Source organism: Paenibacillus sp. AK002, assembly GCF_053903045.1.
Genome location: NZ_CP096377.1, coordinates 2,386,459 through 2,405,317 on the forward strand (window position 1 = coordinate 2,386,459; position 18,859 = coordinate 2,405,317).

14 protein-coding genes are annotated in these 18,859 nt (G+C 54.3%); 11 read left to right on the plus strand and 3 right to left on the minus strand.

Translation table 11 applies throughout. The features are described from left to right. The first annotated feature begins 15 nt into the window (after positions 1 to 15). From M1D70_RS10450 to M1D70_RS10495, 10 genes are all read left to right on the plus strand, one after another. A complete protein-coding gene (locus tag M1D70_RS10450; protein WP_009593076.1) occupies positions 16 to 1,209 on the plus strand; it encodes a HEAT repeat domain-containing protein in 1,194 nt (397 codons plus the stop codon). A 22-nt stretch (positions 1,210 to 1,231) separates the two neighbouring features. Further along, positions 1,232 to 2,620: a glycosyltransferase family 2 protein gene (locus M1D70_RS10455; RefSeq protein ID WP_015734403.1), complete on the plus strand. Its 1,389-nt coding sequence runs from the start codon at positions 1,232 to 1,234 to the stop codon at positions 2,618 to 2,620. Positions 2,621 to 2,678: 58 nt separating this feature from the next. Next, positions 2,679 to 3,485 (plus strand): response regulator transcription factor, encoded by an 807-nt coding sequence (locus M1D70_RS10460; protein ID WP_009592069.1) that lies wholly within the window; start codon positions 2,679 to 2,681, stop codon positions 3,483 to 3,485. 175 nt (positions 3,486 to 3,660) lie between these two features. Continuing rightward, positions 3,661 to 5,022 carry a nucleotide sugar dehydrogenase gene (locus M1D70_RS10465; protein ID WP_009592070.1) on the plus strand — a complete coding sequence of 454 codons (1,362 nt, stop codon included), beginning with the start codon at positions 3,661 to 3,663 and terminating at the stop codon, positions 5,020 to 5,022. Next, the gene (locus tag M1D70_RS10470) at positions 5,022 to 5,948 is read left to right on the plus strand and encodes a hypothetical protein (protein ID WP_456289824.1); all 927 of its coding nucleotides are present in this window, start codon (positions 5,022 to 5,024) and stop codon (positions 5,946 to 5,948) included. Before M1D70_RS10465 ends, M1D70_RS10470 begins: the two co-directional genes overlap by 1 nt. A 469-nt stretch (positions 5,949 to 6,417) precedes the next feature. After that, entirely contained in the window at positions 6,418 to 7,836 is a 1,419-nt protein-coding gene (locus tag M1D70_RS10475; protein ID WP_456289825.1) for a polysaccharide deacetylase family protein, read from the plus strand. Positions 7,837 to 7,858: 22 nt separating this feature from the next. Next, entirely contained in the window at positions 7,859 to 9,172 is a 1,314-nt protein-coding gene (locus M1D70_RS10480) for a nucleotide sugar dehydrogenase (RefSeq protein WP_456289826.1), read from the plus strand. 20 nt (positions 9,173 to 9,192) lie between these two features. Next, a complete protein-coding gene (locus M1D70_RS10485) occupies positions 9,193 to 11,064 on the plus strand; it encodes a glycosyltransferase (RefSeq protein WP_456289827.1) in 1,872 nt (623 codons plus the stop codon). A 44-nt stretch (positions 11,065 to 11,108) separates the two neighbouring features. After that, positions 11,109 to 12,866, plus strand: coding sequence for a polysaccharide deacetylase (locus tag M1D70_RS10490; protein ID WP_456289828.1), 1,758 nt, complete (start codon positions 11,109 to 11,111; stop codon positions 12,864 to 12,866). A gap of 30 nt (positions 12,867 to 12,896) precedes the next feature. Then, a complete protein-coding gene (locus M1D70_RS10495) occupies positions 12,897 to 13,982 on the plus strand; it encodes a glycosyl hydrolase family 18 protein (protein ID WP_456289829.1) in 1,086 nt (361 codons plus the stop codon). A 125-nt stretch (positions 13,983 to 14,107) separates the two neighbouring features. Here M1D70_RS10495 and M1D70_RS10500 read toward each other — a convergent pair whose 3' ends face one another. Both M1D70_RS10500 and M1D70_RS10505 read right to left on the minus strand, forming a co-directional pair. Beyond that, positions 14,108 to 16,255 (minus strand): YhgE/Pip family protein, encoded by a 2,148-nt coding sequence (locus tag M1D70_RS10500; protein ID WP_456289830.1) that lies wholly within the window; start codon positions 16,253 to 16,255, stop codon positions 14,108 to 14,110. Positions 16,256 to 16,284: 29 nt separating this feature from the next. Beyond that, entirely contained in the window at positions 16,285 to 16,671 is a 387-nt protein-coding gene (locus M1D70_RS10505) for a hypothetical protein (RefSeq protein WP_009592061.1), read from the minus strand. Positions 16,672 to 16,852: 181 nt separating this feature from the next. Here M1D70_RS10505 and M1D70_RS10510 point away from each other — a divergent pair, with 181 nt between their 5' ends. Next, positions 16,853 to 17,362, plus strand: coding sequence for a cyclic nucleotide-binding domain-containing protein (locus M1D70_RS10510; protein ID WP_433939185.1), 510 nt, complete (start codon positions 16,853 to 16,855; stop codon positions 17,360 to 17,362). A 140-nt stretch (positions 17,363 to 17,502) separates the two neighbouring features. Here M1D70_RS10510 and hmpA read toward each other — a convergent pair whose 3' ends face one another. Then, a complete protein-coding gene (hmpA, locus tag M1D70_RS10515) occupies positions 17,503 to 18,708 on the minus strand; it encodes an NO-inducible flavohemoprotein (protein ID WP_456289832.1) in 1,206 nt (401 codons plus the stop codon). Positions 18,709 to 18,859: the final 151 nt, after the last annotated feature.

Genomic DNA, 18,859 nt, shown 5'->3' on the forward strand with positions numbered 1-18,859 from the left:
GAGGAGCCATCGGAGATGTTTTCAAATTTAGAAATGGCATACGTCTTTGTCTATGTATGCCTCGGCCTGATTGCAGCCGGCATTATCCTGTTGTTCCAAATGAAGATCAAGCATAATGCCATACAAAGAGAAACGGAACGATTTACGGAAAAACACCATGATTACTTTGTGTATGTGCAGAGTCATCTGCATGATGATACGACGCTGGAGCTGCCGCCAGGCAAATTGACGTCGGCCGAACGCCGGGTCATTCAAGCCAAGTTTATGGAGTGGATCGAGCAATTCAAAGGCGACGCCAGAGAGAAGCTCCTGCGTTTGTGCCGGGACGCCGGGTTTGTGGAACAGGAAATTCGGGCATTATCCAGCATGAGGAAAGACCGCCGTATTGAAGCGGTCTACCGCCTCGGCGGGATGCGGGCGGAAGAGGCCGTTCCGCAGCTCCAGCAGCTGATGAACCGGACGAAATACGGTCCGATGACCATCATCATTGCGCGGGCAATTGCCAAGAGCGCGGTTTCGTCCCAGCAGATTCGGGAAATGTTGTCCAAGCTGCTGTCTTACGATAAAGCCATTCACCATATGGCTGCCGATATTTTGCTGGAGACCCGGCTGGATTCGGCCAGCCTCATGCGCAAGCTACTGGACGATCCCGATCCCGGGCTAGTCAAGGTTTCGCTTGTTGCCATGTGGGGACAGGCCATTCCGGCAGTCGTGCCGGCACTCGACCGATTGGTCGGATCCGAGGAGAAGGACGTGCGTGCCGAGGCCGTCAAGCTGTATCTTGGCTCGAACCCGGCCCTGAAGGATGACACCATTGCGGCGCTCATGAATGATCATGAGTGGGAAGTGCGGGCGGCAGCGGCGAAAGCGCTCGGACGGCTTCATGCCGCAGGCAGCATTCCGCTCCTGGCTTCAGCCCTGAAGGACGAGAATTGGCATGTGCGGAACAACAGCGCGGAGAGTCTTGCCATGTTGGGAGAACAAGGCTTCGAGACCTTGTGCCAAGCCGCGCTCACAGGAGAAGGTCCAGCCAGGGAAACGGCCCTGTACCGGATCGAACGGATCATGTCCAACGAAGGCGAATACGAGCAGGTCGAGCAAATGGTGGCATTTAATAAAAGAAAACTGGTGTACGATCGTTATTTCGGCGTTCAAACGAACAAACGGATCGGCACGGTTGCAGGAGTAGGAGGAGATTACACTGCTTAGAGATATCCTGCTCACTTACGGGATGGTGGCGATTTATTACGTCATGATCGTTAGCGCGCTTTATTTTGTAATTCTGATGTTTTCTTTCAGAAATATTAAGGATATTTTCAGACGCGCGACGTATTCGAAATACAATACGCTTTCGGGCTCGGAATTGGTACCATCGGTATCCTTGCTGGTCCCGGCCTATAACGAAGAGCTGACGATCGCGGAGAATGTCCGCTGCCTCATGACGCTGAACTATCCAACCTACGAGGTCATCGTCATCAATGACGGATCCTCCGACGAAACGCTGAAGGTGCTGATTGAGGAGTATGGGTTGACACTGCTGCCCAATCCGGAGATCCGCGGCAACATCAGCACGAACAAGGTGCGGGGCATTTATTATAATCCGCAGTACCCGCAGCTATACCTCATTGACAAGGAGAACGGCGGTAAGGCGGATTCCTTGAACGCGGGCATCAACTTGTCCCGTTATCCGCTGATTTCTTCCATCGATGCGGATTCATTGCTGGAGAAGGATGCGCTGATCCGGATGGCCCGGATGTACATGGAGAATCCCGAGGAGACGGTGGCGATCGGCGGCGACGTCCGGATTGCCAATGGCTGCGTGATTGAGAACGGTGAGGTTAAGGACGTATCCTTGCCGCGCCGGATGTGGCCGATGTTTCAATCGATTGAATATTTGAAAGCTTTTCTGGGGGGCCGAATCGGGTGGAGCCATTTCAACGGGCTCATCATCGTCTCCGGGGCCTTCGGCTTGTTCCGGAAAGACTATGTCATTGCGGTTGGCGGCTATCGCGGCGGTTACCCCGGTGAAGATATGAACATCATTATCAAGCTGCACCGCTATATGCTGGAAAATAAAATCAAATACCGCGTTTCCTTTTGTCCTGAAGCGGTGTGCTGGACGCAGGCGCCGGACAGCTACAACATTTTGTCCAATCAGCGCAAGCGCTGGGGACGCGGAAACTTGAAGAACATGATCGAGAACCGGGATATGGTGTTCAATCCGAAATATAAAGTCATGGGCTTGTTGACAATGCCCTACAACGTTATTTTCGAAGCGCTAAACCCTTACTTCAGAATTACGGGCCTTCTGGCTCTGCTTGGATATGTTTTGCTGGATATGACAAATTGGCATGTGCTGGTCGTGTTCGGGCTCGTCAATTTCTTAAGCGGGTACCTGCTCAGCGTGGGAGCCCTTATCCTGGAGGAGATGGCCTTCCGCCGGTATACCAAATTGTCCGATCTGGTGAAAATGCTCCTCTTCTCTGCGCTCAAGTTCGTGGGTTACCATCAGCTGGGCGTGCTGTGGAGAGTACAGGGACATATTCAATATTTGCAAAACAACAATTCATGGGGCACCATGACCCGGCAGAGCTGGAAAGATAAGAACGAGGCGGCTTGACTTCAAGGCCCGGTTCAAATGCAGCACCAAAATATAAAGAGAGGTGGGACTTACTGTTATGTCTCAATCGGCAACATTGCAACGCGTGCAGGCCGTCGATTTTTACGGCCGCGTGGAGGAGGAAGTGAGAGAACATCCCAATGGAACAGCATTGCTGTTTCTGTACTGTGCTGGCAATCCGTCCGGGACGGAGGCTGAGCTGGCGGAGGTCCAAAGCTTTGTGGACCAGCTGTCCGGCGTAAACGGCGAGGTTCTGCACGACGCCAATACCGGCGTATCGGCCGTTACCCTGCCTGGCTACACGCTGGATGCCGCCCATTATCAGGCACTGCTCCTGAAGCAGCATCTGCAGGGCCGTTTCGAGCAAGCGGACCCGCGTATTACGCTTGCAGCGCTTACGGAAGCGCCGCCTCGGCAGACGTTGAAGCAGATGGCGGAAACCGCCAGGCTCAGCACCTCTTCGGATATTCATATATTCACGCAGGAGGAAGCGGATAGCGGCCAAAACCGCATTCTCATCGTGGACCAAGATGCCACGGTGAGGGAATTTTTACAGATTCGCTTGGCCATGCAGGGTTACGAAACGCTGGAAGCGGTGGATGGCTTGGAGGCACTGGAGCTCATCCCGAAATGGGAGCCGGATCTTGTCCTGACCGAGCTGAACCTGCATGGCATCGACGGCCTGCCGTTCATTCATCATATCCAGCAGCTGGACGTGAAGGAGCCGCCGAAAATTGTCGTGTTAACCGAGAAGCGGGTTGAGCAAACCATCAGCCAATGTTTCCAAAACGGGGTCGATGACTACGTAACCAAACCGTTCTCGCCGGTGGAGCTGGATGCCCGCATCCGCCGCTGCCTTCATTAAACACATGGTTATTAAAGCTTTTAGTTAGATGAGAATTGTGGATTGATACGTGATTAGTTGAGCTGAAGAGGTTCTTTAATCGCAAGGAGAGAGTTCAACAAACAAGTCTGTCTTTTGGCCGACGAACAAAAGAAATAGACGAATAGACTATACATCCGATGGAGGTTGAATACTTGTGAATGAGGAATATGAAACTTTATTGAGTGCCATTGAAAATAAGAAAGCTGTACTGGGTGTTGTGGGACTAGGTTATGTAGGCTTGCCGCTGGCTGTGGAAATGGTGAAACAAGGATTTACGGTTATCGGCATCGATCTGGATTCCGACAAAATCGACCGCATTTACCGCGGCGAGTCCTATATTACGGACATCTCGTCCGAAGAGCTTGCGGCATGCATGGAGACCGGACGCTTTAAGCCGACAACGGATTACAGCATGATCGCCGTCATTGACGCGGTCAGTATCTGTGTGCCGACGCCGCTCAGCGAGAATCAGGACCCGGATACTTCCTACATTACAATGGTAGTCGATCAGCTCAAACGGTTCATGAAGCCTAATCTGTTAATTACGCTGGAGAGCACGACGTATCCGGGAACCACGGAGGAACTGATTCAACACCCGATCGAGAAGCTCGGTTACAAGGTCGGCCAGGACTTCTATCTGTGCTTCTCGCCGGAACGGGTCGATCCGTCCAACAGCCGCTTTAATACGCGGAACACGCCGAAGGTGATCGGCGGAACGACGGATGCCTGCCTGAAGCTGGGCGAAGCGCTGTACAAGCAGTACGTGGAGACGGTTGTACCCGTCAGCAATCCGAAAGTTGCGGAAATGTCCAAGCTGCTGGAGAATACGTTCCGCAGCGTGAATATCGCCTTCGTCAACGAGATGGCGATGATGTGCGACCGTATGGGCATCGATGTATGGGAAGTGATCAATGCGGCGGCCACCAAGCCGTTCGGTTTCATGCCGTTCTATCCGGGGCCAGGCATCGGCGGCCACTGCATCCCGCTGGATCCCATGTACTTATCGTGGAAGGCCAAGGGCTTCCGCTTTTACAGCAAATTCATTGAGCTGGCACAATCCACCAATGACAATATGCCTTACTACGTGATCAACAAAACCGCGACGATTCTGAATGAATATGCCAAATCGATCAAGCGCTCCAATATCCTGCTGCTAGGCATGGCCTACAAACCGGACATCAGCGATTTGCGCGAATCCCCGGGCCTTGAAGTTTACGAACAGTTCAAGGAGAACGGCGCTTATGTGGATTACTACGATCCGTATGCCAACAGTTTCGTGGATAAGCAAGGCGGGACGATTCGCAGCGTGGAGTATGATCTCGCGAAATTCAGCCGGTACGATTGCATCGTCCTCATTACGAACCACAGCAATCTGGATTATCATTCGATCGCTTCCGCCGGCGTGCCGATCTTGGACACGCGGAATGCATTTAAAGCGTATGCCGAGCCTCATATTTACAAGATCGGCCATTCCGTTCAGCATGTGCCTGAGCCGGGCGAGGCTGTCTTGATCTGATGAAATGGACGAGAAGACTGAGGCATATCGATGCAAAAGCGAAGTGGATCATCCTGGCTGCCGGCATCTGTCTTTTGCTGCTGATCCTTATTCTTCTTCCGTCAGGCAAGGTGAATCAAAACAAAGCTACCTGGCTGTGGGATGCAAGTCTGATCCGGAGTGAAACGGAGGAGATTGTAGCCTTTAGCCGCAGGGAAGGCATTACAACGATCTTTTTGCAAATTCAACAAGAGGTTACGGACGAGGAGTACCGCCATTTCGTGGCTGCGGCACATCGGCAGGGCATCAGCGTCCATGCTTTGAACGGCCACCCCGACTGGGCTTATGAGGAAGGCCGGCAAAAAGGGATGGACCTGCTGGCCTGGCTGGAAGAGTACAACCAGGCTTCCGCCCCCGAGGAGAAATTCGAGGGCGTGCAGTTCGATGTGGAGCCTTACGTGCTTCGCAGGTGGGATCGCGAACAGGAACAGGTGGTGGAAGAATGGAGCGCCAACACGGAAGTCTGGGTCCAGGAGGCCAAGCGTCAGGGTCTCCCGTTCAGTGCCGCGGTTCCGTTCTGGCTTGATTCGATACCTGGACCGAGCCGAGCGGATACCGATTCGTTCAGCCGCTGGATGATCCAAAATACGGATGCGATTGCCGTTATGGCATACCGCGACAGCGGGGAGCAGATGTATGAATTGTCCAAGGAGGAGCTGGAGCAGGCCGACGAACTCGGCAAATCCGTGTGGATCGGCATGGAGCTCGGGGATACGGACGAAGGCGAGCATTTGACCTTTTATTCCAAGAGCGAGCAGGAGATGGAGGATGAAGCCCTGCGCGCCGCCAAGCTTGGCAGCGACCATTCCTCCTTCGCGGGATTGGCCGTCCATCATTATCAGGCCTGGGTCCACAAACGAACCGCGATGGGCGGGGAAGAGCGGTGATATTGCCATGATGGCCTGCCGCCTCTGCTCCGTGTTACAAGGAAACAACTTCATATCATTCACTCATTCAACGTACCTCCGAAGGTCTCCAAGAGACTTTCGGGGGTATTTTTTTGTCCAAGGAAGGGAAGAGGAATCGGGCCTGCGCAGTATTGTCTAGAAATTGTAGAGAACCGAATTCTATAATGGGAAACATTGAGCGGCAGGCAGAGGAACATGCTTTGAGACAAAAGGCGAATATTGACATAAGATGGGTGACGATTCCTAAGCTCTTAAATCATTGATTTTTGAAAAAAGGTGGAATTTTATGAATTTTTTCAAAAAAGCATAGCAATTACGTCAGGTTGGTGTTAAATTCTAATGGTTTGTTCAGGAGGGGCTCTAGAATAAGCCCTGTTTGAAATATTAAAGGAGTATTCAAATGAAGAGAGTTTCTAGTAGTAACCGAGTGTTTTGCATGTTTACCCGAATGACCGCTTTGCTGGCGATCCTGGCGTTGATGGGCGGCTGCGGTTTTTTTGGCGGTAAAGCAGCCTCCAGCGATGAGGCGGGAGGTCCGATAGCGCCTGCTCAAAAGGTGGAGCGGTATACGGGGGAGAAGAGCAGGGAAATTCCGTACGTGTACACGGCCAGGAAGGAATTGGCGCTTACCTTTAACGGCATGGGCGATAAAGCCACCATGACGGCACTGATCGATGAATTGGAAACATACGGAATCAAGGCGACCTTCTTTCTTCCGGGCATCCGAGTGGCGGAGGAGCCGGACATTGCGGGCGCGATCTTGGCCGGAGGCCATGAAATCGAGAACAATACGCTCAATCAGCTGGATATGAACAAGCTGGATTACGATCAGATCTATAAGGAGATCAAGCTGGCAAACGACGTTATTGAACGGGAGACCGGCGCCCAGCCCCGTTATGTCCGGACGCGTTCGGGCGATTACCCGGAAGATGTGCCGCTGGCGGCAGCGCATCTTGGAATGAAGGCTGTTGTCAGCTATAACATCAATCCGAAGGACCGCGATATGCAGAGTGCCGAAGCTATCGGAGAATACGTGGCGAGGTTCGTCTCCAGAGGGGGCATCATCTCCATGAACACCGACGTCAATCCGGAAGTGGTCTCTTCCATAAAATACATTGCCAAGGCCGTGGACGATATCGGATATCGGCTGGTTACGCTGGATGAGCTGGTGCAGAACGGGGGCGAGCGAAAGCCGCTCGAGCAAATTCCGGGATATGACGCAGCCCGCATCAATCCGGATTATCAACGGGCGAAGTATGAGCTGGTTTATCAAGTCGATACCGACAAAAAAGAAGTCGCCCTGACGTTTGACGATTTCGGAAGCGACAAAACGGTGACCCGCATACTCGATATTTTGGCCGAGCATGATGTCAAAGCGACCTTCTTCCTGCGGGCCAAAGGCGTGGAAAGCAATCCGAATTTGGCGCGGGCGATGGTGGAGGGCGGGCATGACGTGGCCAACCATTCCTACAGCCATCCCGTCGTTACATCGCTGACGCCCGAAGAGCTTCAGCAGGATGTCGTCAAGGCGCATCAGGTCATTACCGAAGCCATCCAGCAGCAGCCTGTCATGCTGTTTCGTCCGCCGACCGGCGTGGTCGACGATAAACGGGCCAAAGCGTTGGCGGCAGTCGGTTACCCGGTGATTGCCATGTACGACGTGACGACGCTGGATTGGGACATTTCCAATAGTGCCGACGATATTGTGAACGGGGTTATGACCAAGACGCGGCCGGGAAGCGTCATCTTGCTGCATATGCTGGATGACATTCATACCATTGAGGCGCTGCCCCGCGTGCTGGAAGGCCTCAAGGATAAGGGATACACGTTTGTAAAAATGGCGGACATGATGCAGTTGCAGGACTAGGCCGCAATGGAGATGGAGTAAAATGGAATTATTTGAAAACATGCTGGACCGCGTGGATAAATTGGCGGTCGTCGGACTGGGTTATGTCGGACTGCCGCTGGCGGTCGCGTTCTCGAAAAGGCTGGATGTCATCGGCTTTGATCTGAGCGAGGCGAAGGTGTCTCAGTATCGCAGCGGATTCGATGCTACCGGTGAGATCGGAGATGCTTTGCTTGCGGGCAGTGCGGCCGATTTCACCTCGGATCCGGACAAGCTGAAGGAGGCTAGCTGCTTTATCGTGGCCGTTCCGACACCCGTAAAAAGCGGCAATGTGCCGGACCTGAAATTCGTGCGGAATGCCAGCCGCTTGGTCGGCCGCGCCTTGAAGCGGGGAGCGGTGGTTGTCTATGAGTCAACGGTCTATCCGGGGGTTACGGAGGAAGTCTGCATTCCGATTCTCGAAGAGGAGTCGGGCCTGCGCCTGGGCGAGGATTTCAAGGTGGGGTATTCCCCGGAACGGATTAACCCCGGAGACCAGGTCCACCGGCTGGAGACCATCGTGAAAATCGTATCCGGCAATGATCCGGAGGCGCTGGAGACGGTTGCCAGACTGTATGAGCTGATTATCGAGGCAGGCGTTCACCGGGCGGAAACCATTAGGGTGGCGGAAGCGGCAAAGGTCATCGAGAACGCACAGCGCGACATTAACATTGCCTTTATGAACGAGCTTTCGATGCTGTTCAACCAGATGGACATCGATACGAATGCCGTGCTGCGCGCAGCGGGAACGAAATGGAACTTCCTCCCGTTCCGCCCGGGTCTCGTCGGCGGGCATTGCATCGGAATCGACCCGTATTATCTGACGTATAAGGCCGAGGATACGGGGTATCATTCCAAGATTATTTTGGCAGGACGGCATATCAATGACGGAATGGGAAAATACGTCGCCCAGCACGTCATTAAACTTGCGATTCGCCAAGGGATAGATCTGATGAAGGCGAAGGTGGCCGTCATGGGCCTTTCGTTCAAGGAGGATTGCCGGGATATCCGCAATTCCAAGGTCATCGATATTATTCGGGAGCTGCAGGATTACGGGATCCGGCCGATGGTGGCTGACCCGCACGTAGACCCGAAGCAGGCTTATGAGGAATACGGCATCGAGCTGTCGGACATGAGCGAGCTGAACGGAATCCAGATTGCGGTTGTGGCGGTCGCTCACCGGGAGTTCAAGCAGCTCGGGATTGCGGCATTCAAGGACATGTTCAGTTCTGAACAGGCGAAGCTTCTGATCGACGTGAAGGGAGCTTATCCAAAAACCGAATGCGAAGCCCATGGCTTTCATTATTGGAGTTTGTAAGATAACGATGGGAGAAGGCAATGAGGATTATAAAAAGAAAGCAACCGAAGAGCACCAAGGAAGTTCTAACGCTTCCGCGCACGGACAGACGGACTCTTTCCTATGTGCCCGATCCGGAGCAGATCCGGATGAATGCGGACCGAAGAGGCAACCGGGCGCAGAAGCCCGGGGAGGATTTGTCCAGCTCTGACTACGTCAACAAGCTGCGGATGCTCAGCCTGCGTTACGAGGCGGATTTTGAAGTTTTGCTTGTCCCGAACGGGAAAAAGAAAAAAGCCGGGATTAAGGGCGTGGCTGCCGATATTTCGGCCACGGGCCTTCTGCTCAGGCTGCCGGAAGCCTCTTCAAGCCTCGAAGTCGGCGACAAAGTGAAGGCACGATTCCGCATCCCGCCGGGGGCTATGCCCGAGGGCTTCGAATCGGCCGTCAGGATCGATGCAGCCGTTGTTCGCAGAGCCTCGAATTCGACCGAAGCCGGCGAAGAGCATCTGCTTGCCTTGGAGTTCGAGAAACCGCTCACGGATTATTTTCAGCGCAAACGGTGGGGGTATTCCGTATATTCCGCCAGCGCCTTGCTGTTCATGGCGGTGCTCTTCATCATGCTGATGCGGGCGGAGAGCATCATTTATTTCAAATACAACATGGTGCTGTATTTGTACAGCCTGATCGCGGCCCTGTTTCTGCTGACGCGCTACCTGTTCGGAGCATTGTACCGCGATGTGCCGATCAATCCGGATTATACGCCGGGAGTATCCATTATCATCCCCTGTTTCAATGAAGCGGAATGGATCAAACGCACGATACTCAGCTGCATGAACCAGGACTATCCCGTAGACAAGCTGGAGGTCATTGTGGTGGATGACCGATCGACGGACCAGTCGGTACAGCAGATCCAAGACATGATCGAGTTGATTCATTCCGAGGCGGAGCGTTACGCTACCCGGGAGCGCTTGTCCTATATGGTGCTGCCCGAGAATGCGGGCAAACGGGCCGCTCTGGTCAAAGGCGTCGAGATGGCCAAGCATGATTTGGTGGTCTTCGTGGATTCGGACAGCTTCCTGGATCCGACGGCGATTCGTCACCTCGTCCAGCCCTTTCAGGATCCCAAGATGGGCGGCGTTGCCGGAAGGACGGACGTCGAGAACAAATATACCAATAACATGACGAAGCTGCAGACCGTCCGTTATTATATCGCCTTTCGGATCATGAAAGCGGCAGAGTCCTGGTTTGACAGCGTGACCTGCCTGTCGGGTCCCTTATCCTGCTATCGGAAAGAGCTGATCGTGCAGCATGCGGACGCTTGGCTGAACCAGAAGTTTCTGGGCAGGCCCGCCACCTTCGGAGACGACCGGAGCATGACGAACTTTATTTTGAAAACGCATCGTACCGCTTACCAGGATTCTGCCATTTGCTCGACGATCGTGCCTTCGCAGATGAAGGTGTTTCTGAAGCAGCAGATGCGGTGGAAGCGCTCCTGGCTGCGCGAATCGCTGCGGGCTGGAAGTTTCATATGGCGCAAAGAGCCGTTTATGGCGTTGTTTTTTTACATAGGCCTGATCGTGCCGATTGCCGCGCCTGTCGTGGTTGCCTACAACCTCATGTACGTGCCGATCGTTCACGGCATTTTCCCGGGGACCTTCCTGATGGGATTGCTGCTGATGGCGCTGCTGATGAGCCTGGCCCACCTGCTGTTCCGGAAGAGCAGATTATGGGTGTTCGGCTTCGTATTCTGCCTCTTCTATGAATTCGTCCTGTTATGGCAGATGCCGGTGGCTTGGTTTACCTTCTGGAAATCGACGTGGGGGACGCGGGAAACGCCGCAGGATATCGAAGCCAGGGAGAAGAAGGAAGCCCGCAAGCGCAAAGGCAAAAAATTCGGATTACCGTTCTGATCGTGTCAAAGCGGTTGAAGTAAGGATTGAAGCGAGGATGACATATGGCTAAAAAACAAAAAACAGCCCTCAATGTTCGGCGAAAAAATCGCAGGAAAATCATCAAAGTAACGGCACAGGTCATGGTATTGGCCGTTGCAGCCGTCCTGTTGGCCAATGCGATTTTCGATTTTCGAACATATAAGGAGCCGGACAGATCCGCCTGGCGTCAGGATCAGGGCTTTATTGCCCTGTCCTATTTCGGGGTCGGCCGCTCCGGGACGTCCAAGCTCGTATCCAAGGCCCAGCTGGATTCCCAGCTGAAGGCCTTATACGAACAGGGCTATACGACGATTTCGCAGCAGGATATCATCGATTATTACAGCCATGGCAAGAAGCTGCCCGACAAGGCGCTGTACCTGTCCTTTGAAGACGGGCGGAATGATTCCGCGCTGTTCGCGCAGCCGCTGCTTGAAAAATATAATTATAAGGCTACCTTTCTGTCCTATGCCAATAAAATGGGCAACAGCGAACGGAAATTTCTGCAGCCGAAGGACATGCTGAAGATGACCCGCACCGGGTATTGGGAGCTTGGGACTAACGGCAACCGGCTGACCTATATCAATATTTTCGATGATGAGGGCCGTTATGTCGGCGTTAAAGACGAGCGTGAGCTGACGGTCAAATCCAACGTGGAATATTACAACCACTATTTGATGGATTTCATCCGCGACGAGAACATGATTCCGCTCGAGAACCGCGCCGAGATGGAAGAACGGATCCGGGCCGACTATGCGGCAATGGACAAGGTTTACACGGAATCGCTCGGTTACGTTCCGATCACGTATATGATCATGCACGCCAATGCGCTCGGCGGAGGAATGAATCAGCTTGTGGCGAATGCCAATACGGATCAGATTCGGAAGCTGTTCGGGATGAATTTCAACCGGGAAGGCGTTGCCTTCAATTCGAAGGATAGCGATCTGTATAATCTGACCCGGGTCCAGCCCGCGCCGTATTGGTCTACCAATCACCTGTTAATGAAGCTGCGTAAGGACCAAGGGCAGCCTATGCAGTTTGTACGGGGCGACACGGAGCAGGCTGACAAGTGGGAGCTGCTTGGCGGAGCGGCAGAATTTACGGATAACCGGATGGTGGTCACATCGCCCCCGTCCCAGGCAGGAAGCGTGTATTTGAAGGGCAGCGGGGAGCAAGACGTCACCGTCTCGGCCAAAGCGCTCGGCAATGTGGTGGGACGGCAGTCGGTTTATGTCCGTTACGACCGGACGAAGGGTTCTTATATCAGGCTTCTGCTGGAGAACAACCACGTGGTGGTGGAACAGAAGGTAGCGGGCCAAGCTCCCGAGGAGCTGTTCTCGTACGCCTTGCCGAAGGTAGCATGGGGCGAAGAGGATCTGCAATTCGATAAGGCTTCGGTCTATACAAAGGAGCAGACGCTGTCCGGAGACCGGGATGATGAGAATGAGTACCCTGTCAACATAATCGGAAATCGGTGGCTGGAGATTTCGGTGAAAGGCGATGCCCTGTCCGTGAGCGTTGATCGGCAGTTGCTTCTGGACCGGCAGCCTGTGGATGCATCGATCGGCGCAGGAGGCGTGGCGCTTGAATCGGAGTATCATGAGCAGAACGAAAAGGATGATATTTACGACGCCGTCTTCGAAGATGTCACGATTGTGTCGGAGCCACCGGGTGCCGAACGTAAGCTGCTGTTCACGAACAAGCCGTCCGGGCTTGCCGGTGTCCTGACCGGCGTACAGCGAAGCATGAACCGCGCGGTCGACTGGGCTGTCGAGACTTTCTAAAAATTGGGTAGCGTAGGGCGTGAACAACGAATGAAGAATCGCAGGAAGAAATGGGCGGCAGCAGCGGGGGTTGCGGTATTGTGTGCCGCCGTCTCCTTCTGGTGGTTGGAGGATCAAAAGAAGGAGCCATCGATGCTGCCTCAGCCGCTGCAGGCGCAAGTCAAGCTGTCTGCCTGGATTACGGATTGGCAGTGGGAGACGGGCATGACAGATTGGAAGCAGCTGGGTGGTGAGCTTGAAGAAATCAAGCTGTTTGCAGCCTATTTCAATCATAAAGACGAGCTTTACTTGACGTCGGATTTTCGGGAGGGGCTGCCAGCGTTCCTGGAGGCGTCCAAGGAAGGGGAGGCGGCTCGCGCAGTCCTGACGATCGTCAACGATCGTTTCCATCCCGATGGAACGGCCAAACAGAAGGATCCGGACCTGATATCCCGGCTCGTCGCTACTCCCGAAAGCCGCAGCCAACATATCAGGCAGATTTTGGACATGGCATCCCAGCACGGCTTCGACGGCGTGGAATTGGATTACGAGAAAGTCCGCAAGGAGGATGGGGCCAACCTCTCCGCACTGTACGAGGAGCTGTATGAGCGTCTCCGGGCGGAAGGCCTCTCGCTTCGAATCGTGCTGGAGCCGGGCGTATCCCTGTCATCGCTTAAGCTGCCGGAGGGGCCGGATTATGTCCTGATGGCATACAACCTGTACGGGGGGCATAGCGGACCCGGACCGAAGGCGGATTATGCCATGATCAAGGAGCTGGGGGGCAAACTGCGGCAGCTGCCGGGAGACCATGCCATCGCGCTGTCGGTTGGCGGGTTTGACTGGGCGGAGAATGGCAAGGCGGTCTCTTTAACGGAGAAGCGTGCGGTAGAGCTGGAGCGTGCCAGCCCGGACGAACCGAAGCGGGATCCGGACAGCGGGGCACTGCACTTCAAGTACACGGACGACGAAGGCATCGGGCATACCGTATGGTATGCGGACGGAACGACCCTTGCCGGATGGATGGATGCGGCGGGGGAGGCGGGCATTTCGAAGATTGCGATCTGGCGGCTCGGCGAAATGGAAGCAAATTCACTGCAGAAGTTGAGCGAGTTTCGACAGCAATCCCATCATGAATGATTTCGGTATAATCCAAAAGGACACCCCGAGCGGCTTCAATAAGAGGCCGCTCGGGGTGTCCTTTCACGTATAGGAACATTCGGGGGCAGTCCGCTCGTCATTCTGTCCGTCCCCAGCGGAGGGGGTCAATGAATGAGCTTCGAAGCTCTCGCTTTGCGGATCAGCCCGCTGCTGGCCCGGTTGATCGGCTTCTTGAGCGCGATCCCGATCACAAGCGCGATCGCCGCGAAGACCAGCATGAGCAGCATATCGCGGATGACGATATCCCACAGGATGCCGCCGACGGCTTCCCGCATCATGCTGATGGCATAGGTGAACGGCAAATACGGATGCAATGCCTGGAAGAACGGCGGCGTCATCTGGATCGGAAAGGTCCCGCCAGCGCCCGCCAGCTGCAGCACGAGCAGAACGATCGCCATCGCTTTTCCGACATTGCCGAATACGGACACCAGCGTGTAGACGATCAGCATGAAAACGCAGCTGATCAGCAGCGCAAACAGAATGAACCAGCCGGGGTTCACCACATAGGTTCCCAGCAAATAAATATCGCCCAGGGTAACGAACAGCGCCTGGAACAGGGCAATGGTCAGAAAGGTGAGATAGCGTCCGAAGTAAACCTCGAAGCTGCGGAAGCTTCTCTCCTCATCATGTACGTCAACGGAGAGCAGGGAAACGAGCAGCAGTGCGCCTACCCACAAGGACAAGGTCGTGAAGAAGGGCGACATCGCGGAGCCGTAGTTCGGGATGGGGTACAGGCGATTCTCTTCCAGCGTAACCGGCTCGGCAAAAAACTGGCTCTCGAGCTCGAAATTGTTTTGGAGAAGATCGATGATCTCTTGAATATCCCCTTCCGCTTCCATCTCGCGCAGCCGGTTGGCCAGCTGCGTAATCCGAAGCTCCGCCTCCGGCAGACGATTTTGGGCGAGCTGCACTTCTTCGCCTCCCACTTTGAGCCCTTTTCGGGCATCTTGGAGCAAACGCTGGATGTCGGGGACGCCGGCAAGCGCCTGGGTCAATTCCTTCTGAACGCGCTTGGCCGTACCTGCGCCCTTGGTGAAGGCCTTGCTTATCGCCGGGCCGATTTCGCTGTCGTACCGGCTTAGCAGCGCGTCGGTCAGCCCCGTCATGTCATCGGTCAGCTTCTTCAGCTTGTCGATGGAATCCGCAGGTGCTTCCTCCCCCCGTTCCACGGCTTGGGCGATGGTTTGGAGCACGGCTTGAGCCGAGGTCCATCGTGCGGCAATGTCCTCGAGCTTAGCCGCCGCGGAAGCCGCCGCCGGGGAGATCGAGCCCAGCCGCTTGAACAATTGCCCCAGCCGGGCCGCAGCTTGCGCTGCGGTCTCAGCGCGCTCCTTCGCAGCGTTCAGGCGGCTGGCCAGCTCCTTCGGGTCGATGCCTTTTTGCCCTAGCGCGTCCAGCACTTGCGAAAGCGCTCCGGTGGCTGCACCCAGCACCTCCAAGTCCTGCCGCAGCGCAGGCTCCAGCGATTTTGAGGCCCCTGCGGCCTGATTTGCGAACTCCGCCAGCGCACCGGCCATTTCCTTGCCGTCCGTGGCAATCCCTTCAAGGCGGGGCAGAGCGGCATTGGCCTGCTCAACCAACCGGTTGGCCAGCTTGATATCCTGCTGGGCCGTGCTCACCGCCTCGTTGAGCTCGGGAAAGCTTTTTTCGAGCCGGAACAGCAAGCTTCGTACTTTGTTGATCGCAGGGAGCTGGTTCTCGATCTCGATCCCGAGCGTGTTGAAAATCTCGAAGATGGTGCCGTTGGCGGTTTTGATGAAATTTTTGCTGACTTCCTCCACGACGGCAGATGCCCCCTGGGCTGTCACCTTGGGCGAAATGGCGTTGATTTTCTCGTTCGTGTAATAGAGGATCTGAGCCTTGACGGGCTCATTGGTCAGCACGGTGCCGATCCGGGCGGAGAAGTTCTCCGGAATGACGATAGCGGCATAATCGGTGCCGCGCCGCACCCCCTGTATCGCATTCTCGCTGTCCTCCGTAAACCGCCACCCCAGCTTCTCATTGTGATGCAGGGACTCTACGATTTCTTTGCCCAGGTTAATGGGCTGGTCGCGAAGGGTGGTGCCTTTATCCAGGTTGGCAACGGCAATCGATACACCTGAGGTTTGGCCGTAGGGATCCCAGGAAGCTTCGATGTTAAACCAGGCATATAGAGAAGGTAGGAGGGCAAGACCCCCGATGATGACGGCTGCAGCCCAATTGCGGACGATTCTACGGATATCGGCAGAATATATATGGAAGATATTCTTCATGAGCGCTCCTGTCTTGTACGTAGTTGGAGCTAGTATGCCGCCAAATCCGTGCCAAGATACGAAACGAGCCGAGCCTTTATCTCTTCCTTAAGAGAGGGCCGATCGCAGAGCAGGCTGCCTTCATACCCGCGGCACAGATAATGCACCTGCAGCCCTTCCTCGGGGGTACGGCCCTGACTTTGAATCCGGATGCCGCGCCGCTTCATCTGCTGTTGAATGGACCAGGCGTGTGCCGAAATCCTTTTTTGGAGATACTGCAGATTTAAAATATAGATATCGGCCATTTTGAGCTTGAGGGTCTTGAGGATTCCAATATCCCGTTCGAGAACAGACTGAAGCAGGTCATGCAGCAGATAATCCTTGACCAGGGCTTCGTCTTCGACCGAAGGCGGAGGAGGAGTGGAAGGTTTCATCATAAGAGACACATCCCCGAACATGAAAAAATATAAGAACGCATGTTCTATTGTATACATGGTATGCCATCCTTATTCGGCCTGCAACCATTAATTTCTGGCATTTGTGATCACCTCAGGTGGAATCATGGCGGCATATCGTTTACACTCCTGATAACTGCATTTTTTCGGGAGGAGATTAACCATGATACTGCATAAAGGCGAAATATTGTTCCGGCAAGGGGATAGCGGGGATCATTTATATCACATTCGGAGCGGATTGTTTAAGGTGACCCGTCTGCATGCCAATGGCAATATGGTGCTTTTCAATATTCTATATCCAGGCGAAACGGTACCCCATCACTCGCTGATCAGCCCGAAGGAAACGCATGGAACCGCGATCGCGCTGATTCAGAGCGAAGTGGATGTGATATCGGCTGAAGCTTGGTATCGACAGCTTGAGGAGGATCCGCAAAAACCGCTCGAGGTTGCCAGATTGCTGCAGGAAAAGGTGAGGTTCATGCAGATGAGGCTGGATCACTTAACCGTGGGCGGCCCGGCGGAGCGGCTGGAGCTGCTGATTCAGTGGCTGGATGAGTATTCCCAAGGGATACATCTGACCGAATATTTGACTCAGGAAGAGATCGGACAGCTGATCGGGGTAAGAAGAGAAACGGTAAACCGGCTGCTGAGGGAGCAGGGCAAGCACGTTTAGCCCCTACCCCCTCGACGCCTGAACTGGCTTTATACATAGGTTTATAAAACCCTGTACGAGCATGCATGGACAGAGAAATGAGTCGAGGCACCCTTCGCGGCTGATCGATGCCGCCGGAAGGAGATACGGTTAACCTAATATTAACTTTCCAGCGTACCGGCCGGACCAAAGAATTCATAGTGGATCCGGTCAGCAGGCACCTCCATCGCTTTCAAATGGCCGTTCACGGCACGCATGAACGGAACCGGCCCGCAGAAATAGAAGTCGGCTTTCGGATCGACCGTTTTGCGAAGGAACTCCAGATCGATGTAGCCGGTTTGGTGGCAAGTGTCTTCCGTTTCCGGCTGTTCATAAATGACGTACGTGCTTAGCTGCGGATGCTTCGAGGCGAGTTCATCGATATGCAGCTTCATTGCATGCTGACTGCCGCATTTCGCCGCATGGATAAAGGTTACTTTCCGGTCAGGCTGATTCAGCAGCACGCATTCCAGCATAGCCACCATCGGAGTCAAACCGACGCCGCCGCTGATCAAGGCAAGCGGAAGATCGGAGTCCGTATCCAGCGTAAAGGTACCGGCCGGAGCCGTGACCTCGAGAACGGTCCCGACCTCTGCATGACGGTGCAGCCAGTTGGAGACGATGCCGGCAGGCTTTCCATCCAGCTCGTCTTCGCGTTTCACCGTAATTCTGTAGTAAGGATGTCCGGGTGCGGAAGAGAGGCTGTAATGACGATTATGATAATAGGCTTCGCCCTCAGGTTTTACCCGGAGCGTGATGTATTGGCCGGGTAGATAATCGGAAATTTCCCCGCCGTCCTGCGGTACCAGATAAAAGGAAGTAATGACGGAGCTTTCCTCCACCTTCCGGTCAATGACGAAATTACGGTATCCGCTCCAGCCGCCGGCTTTGTTTGCGGCTTGCTGGTACATATCCGCCTCGATGCCGATAAAGACATCGGCAATGACGCCATAAGCTTCGGCCCAAGCCTCGATAATTTCGGGCGTTGCGGCATCGCCAAGCACATCCTTCATGGCGCCGAGCAGCGTTTCGCCGACGATCGGATAGTGTTCCGGCAAGATGTTTAATGCCCGGTGCTTGTGTCCGATTTGTTTAACAACCGGGACGATGGCTTCAAGACGGTCGATATGGGCCGCAGCTGCGTATACGGCATTGGCTAGGGCAAAGGGCTGTTTTCCTTCCCTTTGATTCGCATGGTTGAATATGTTAAGAAGTTCCGGATGATGATGAAACAATTTTTGATAAAATGCGCTTGTGATTGCCGTGCCGTGGGTTTCCAGAACCGGCACGGTCGATTTAACGACCTCGATCGTACGTTGGCTTAACATGCAGACTCCCCCTTGATTCATATGATACCTTAGTCGAGTTGGTGTTCCCTTTAAGTATAGACAGGCGATGGAGCAGCTCTTGTGATTTAGATCACATCGGATTTAGCGAATATGTGAACAACATTTTTACGCGAAGGAGGTTCTTAAAGCT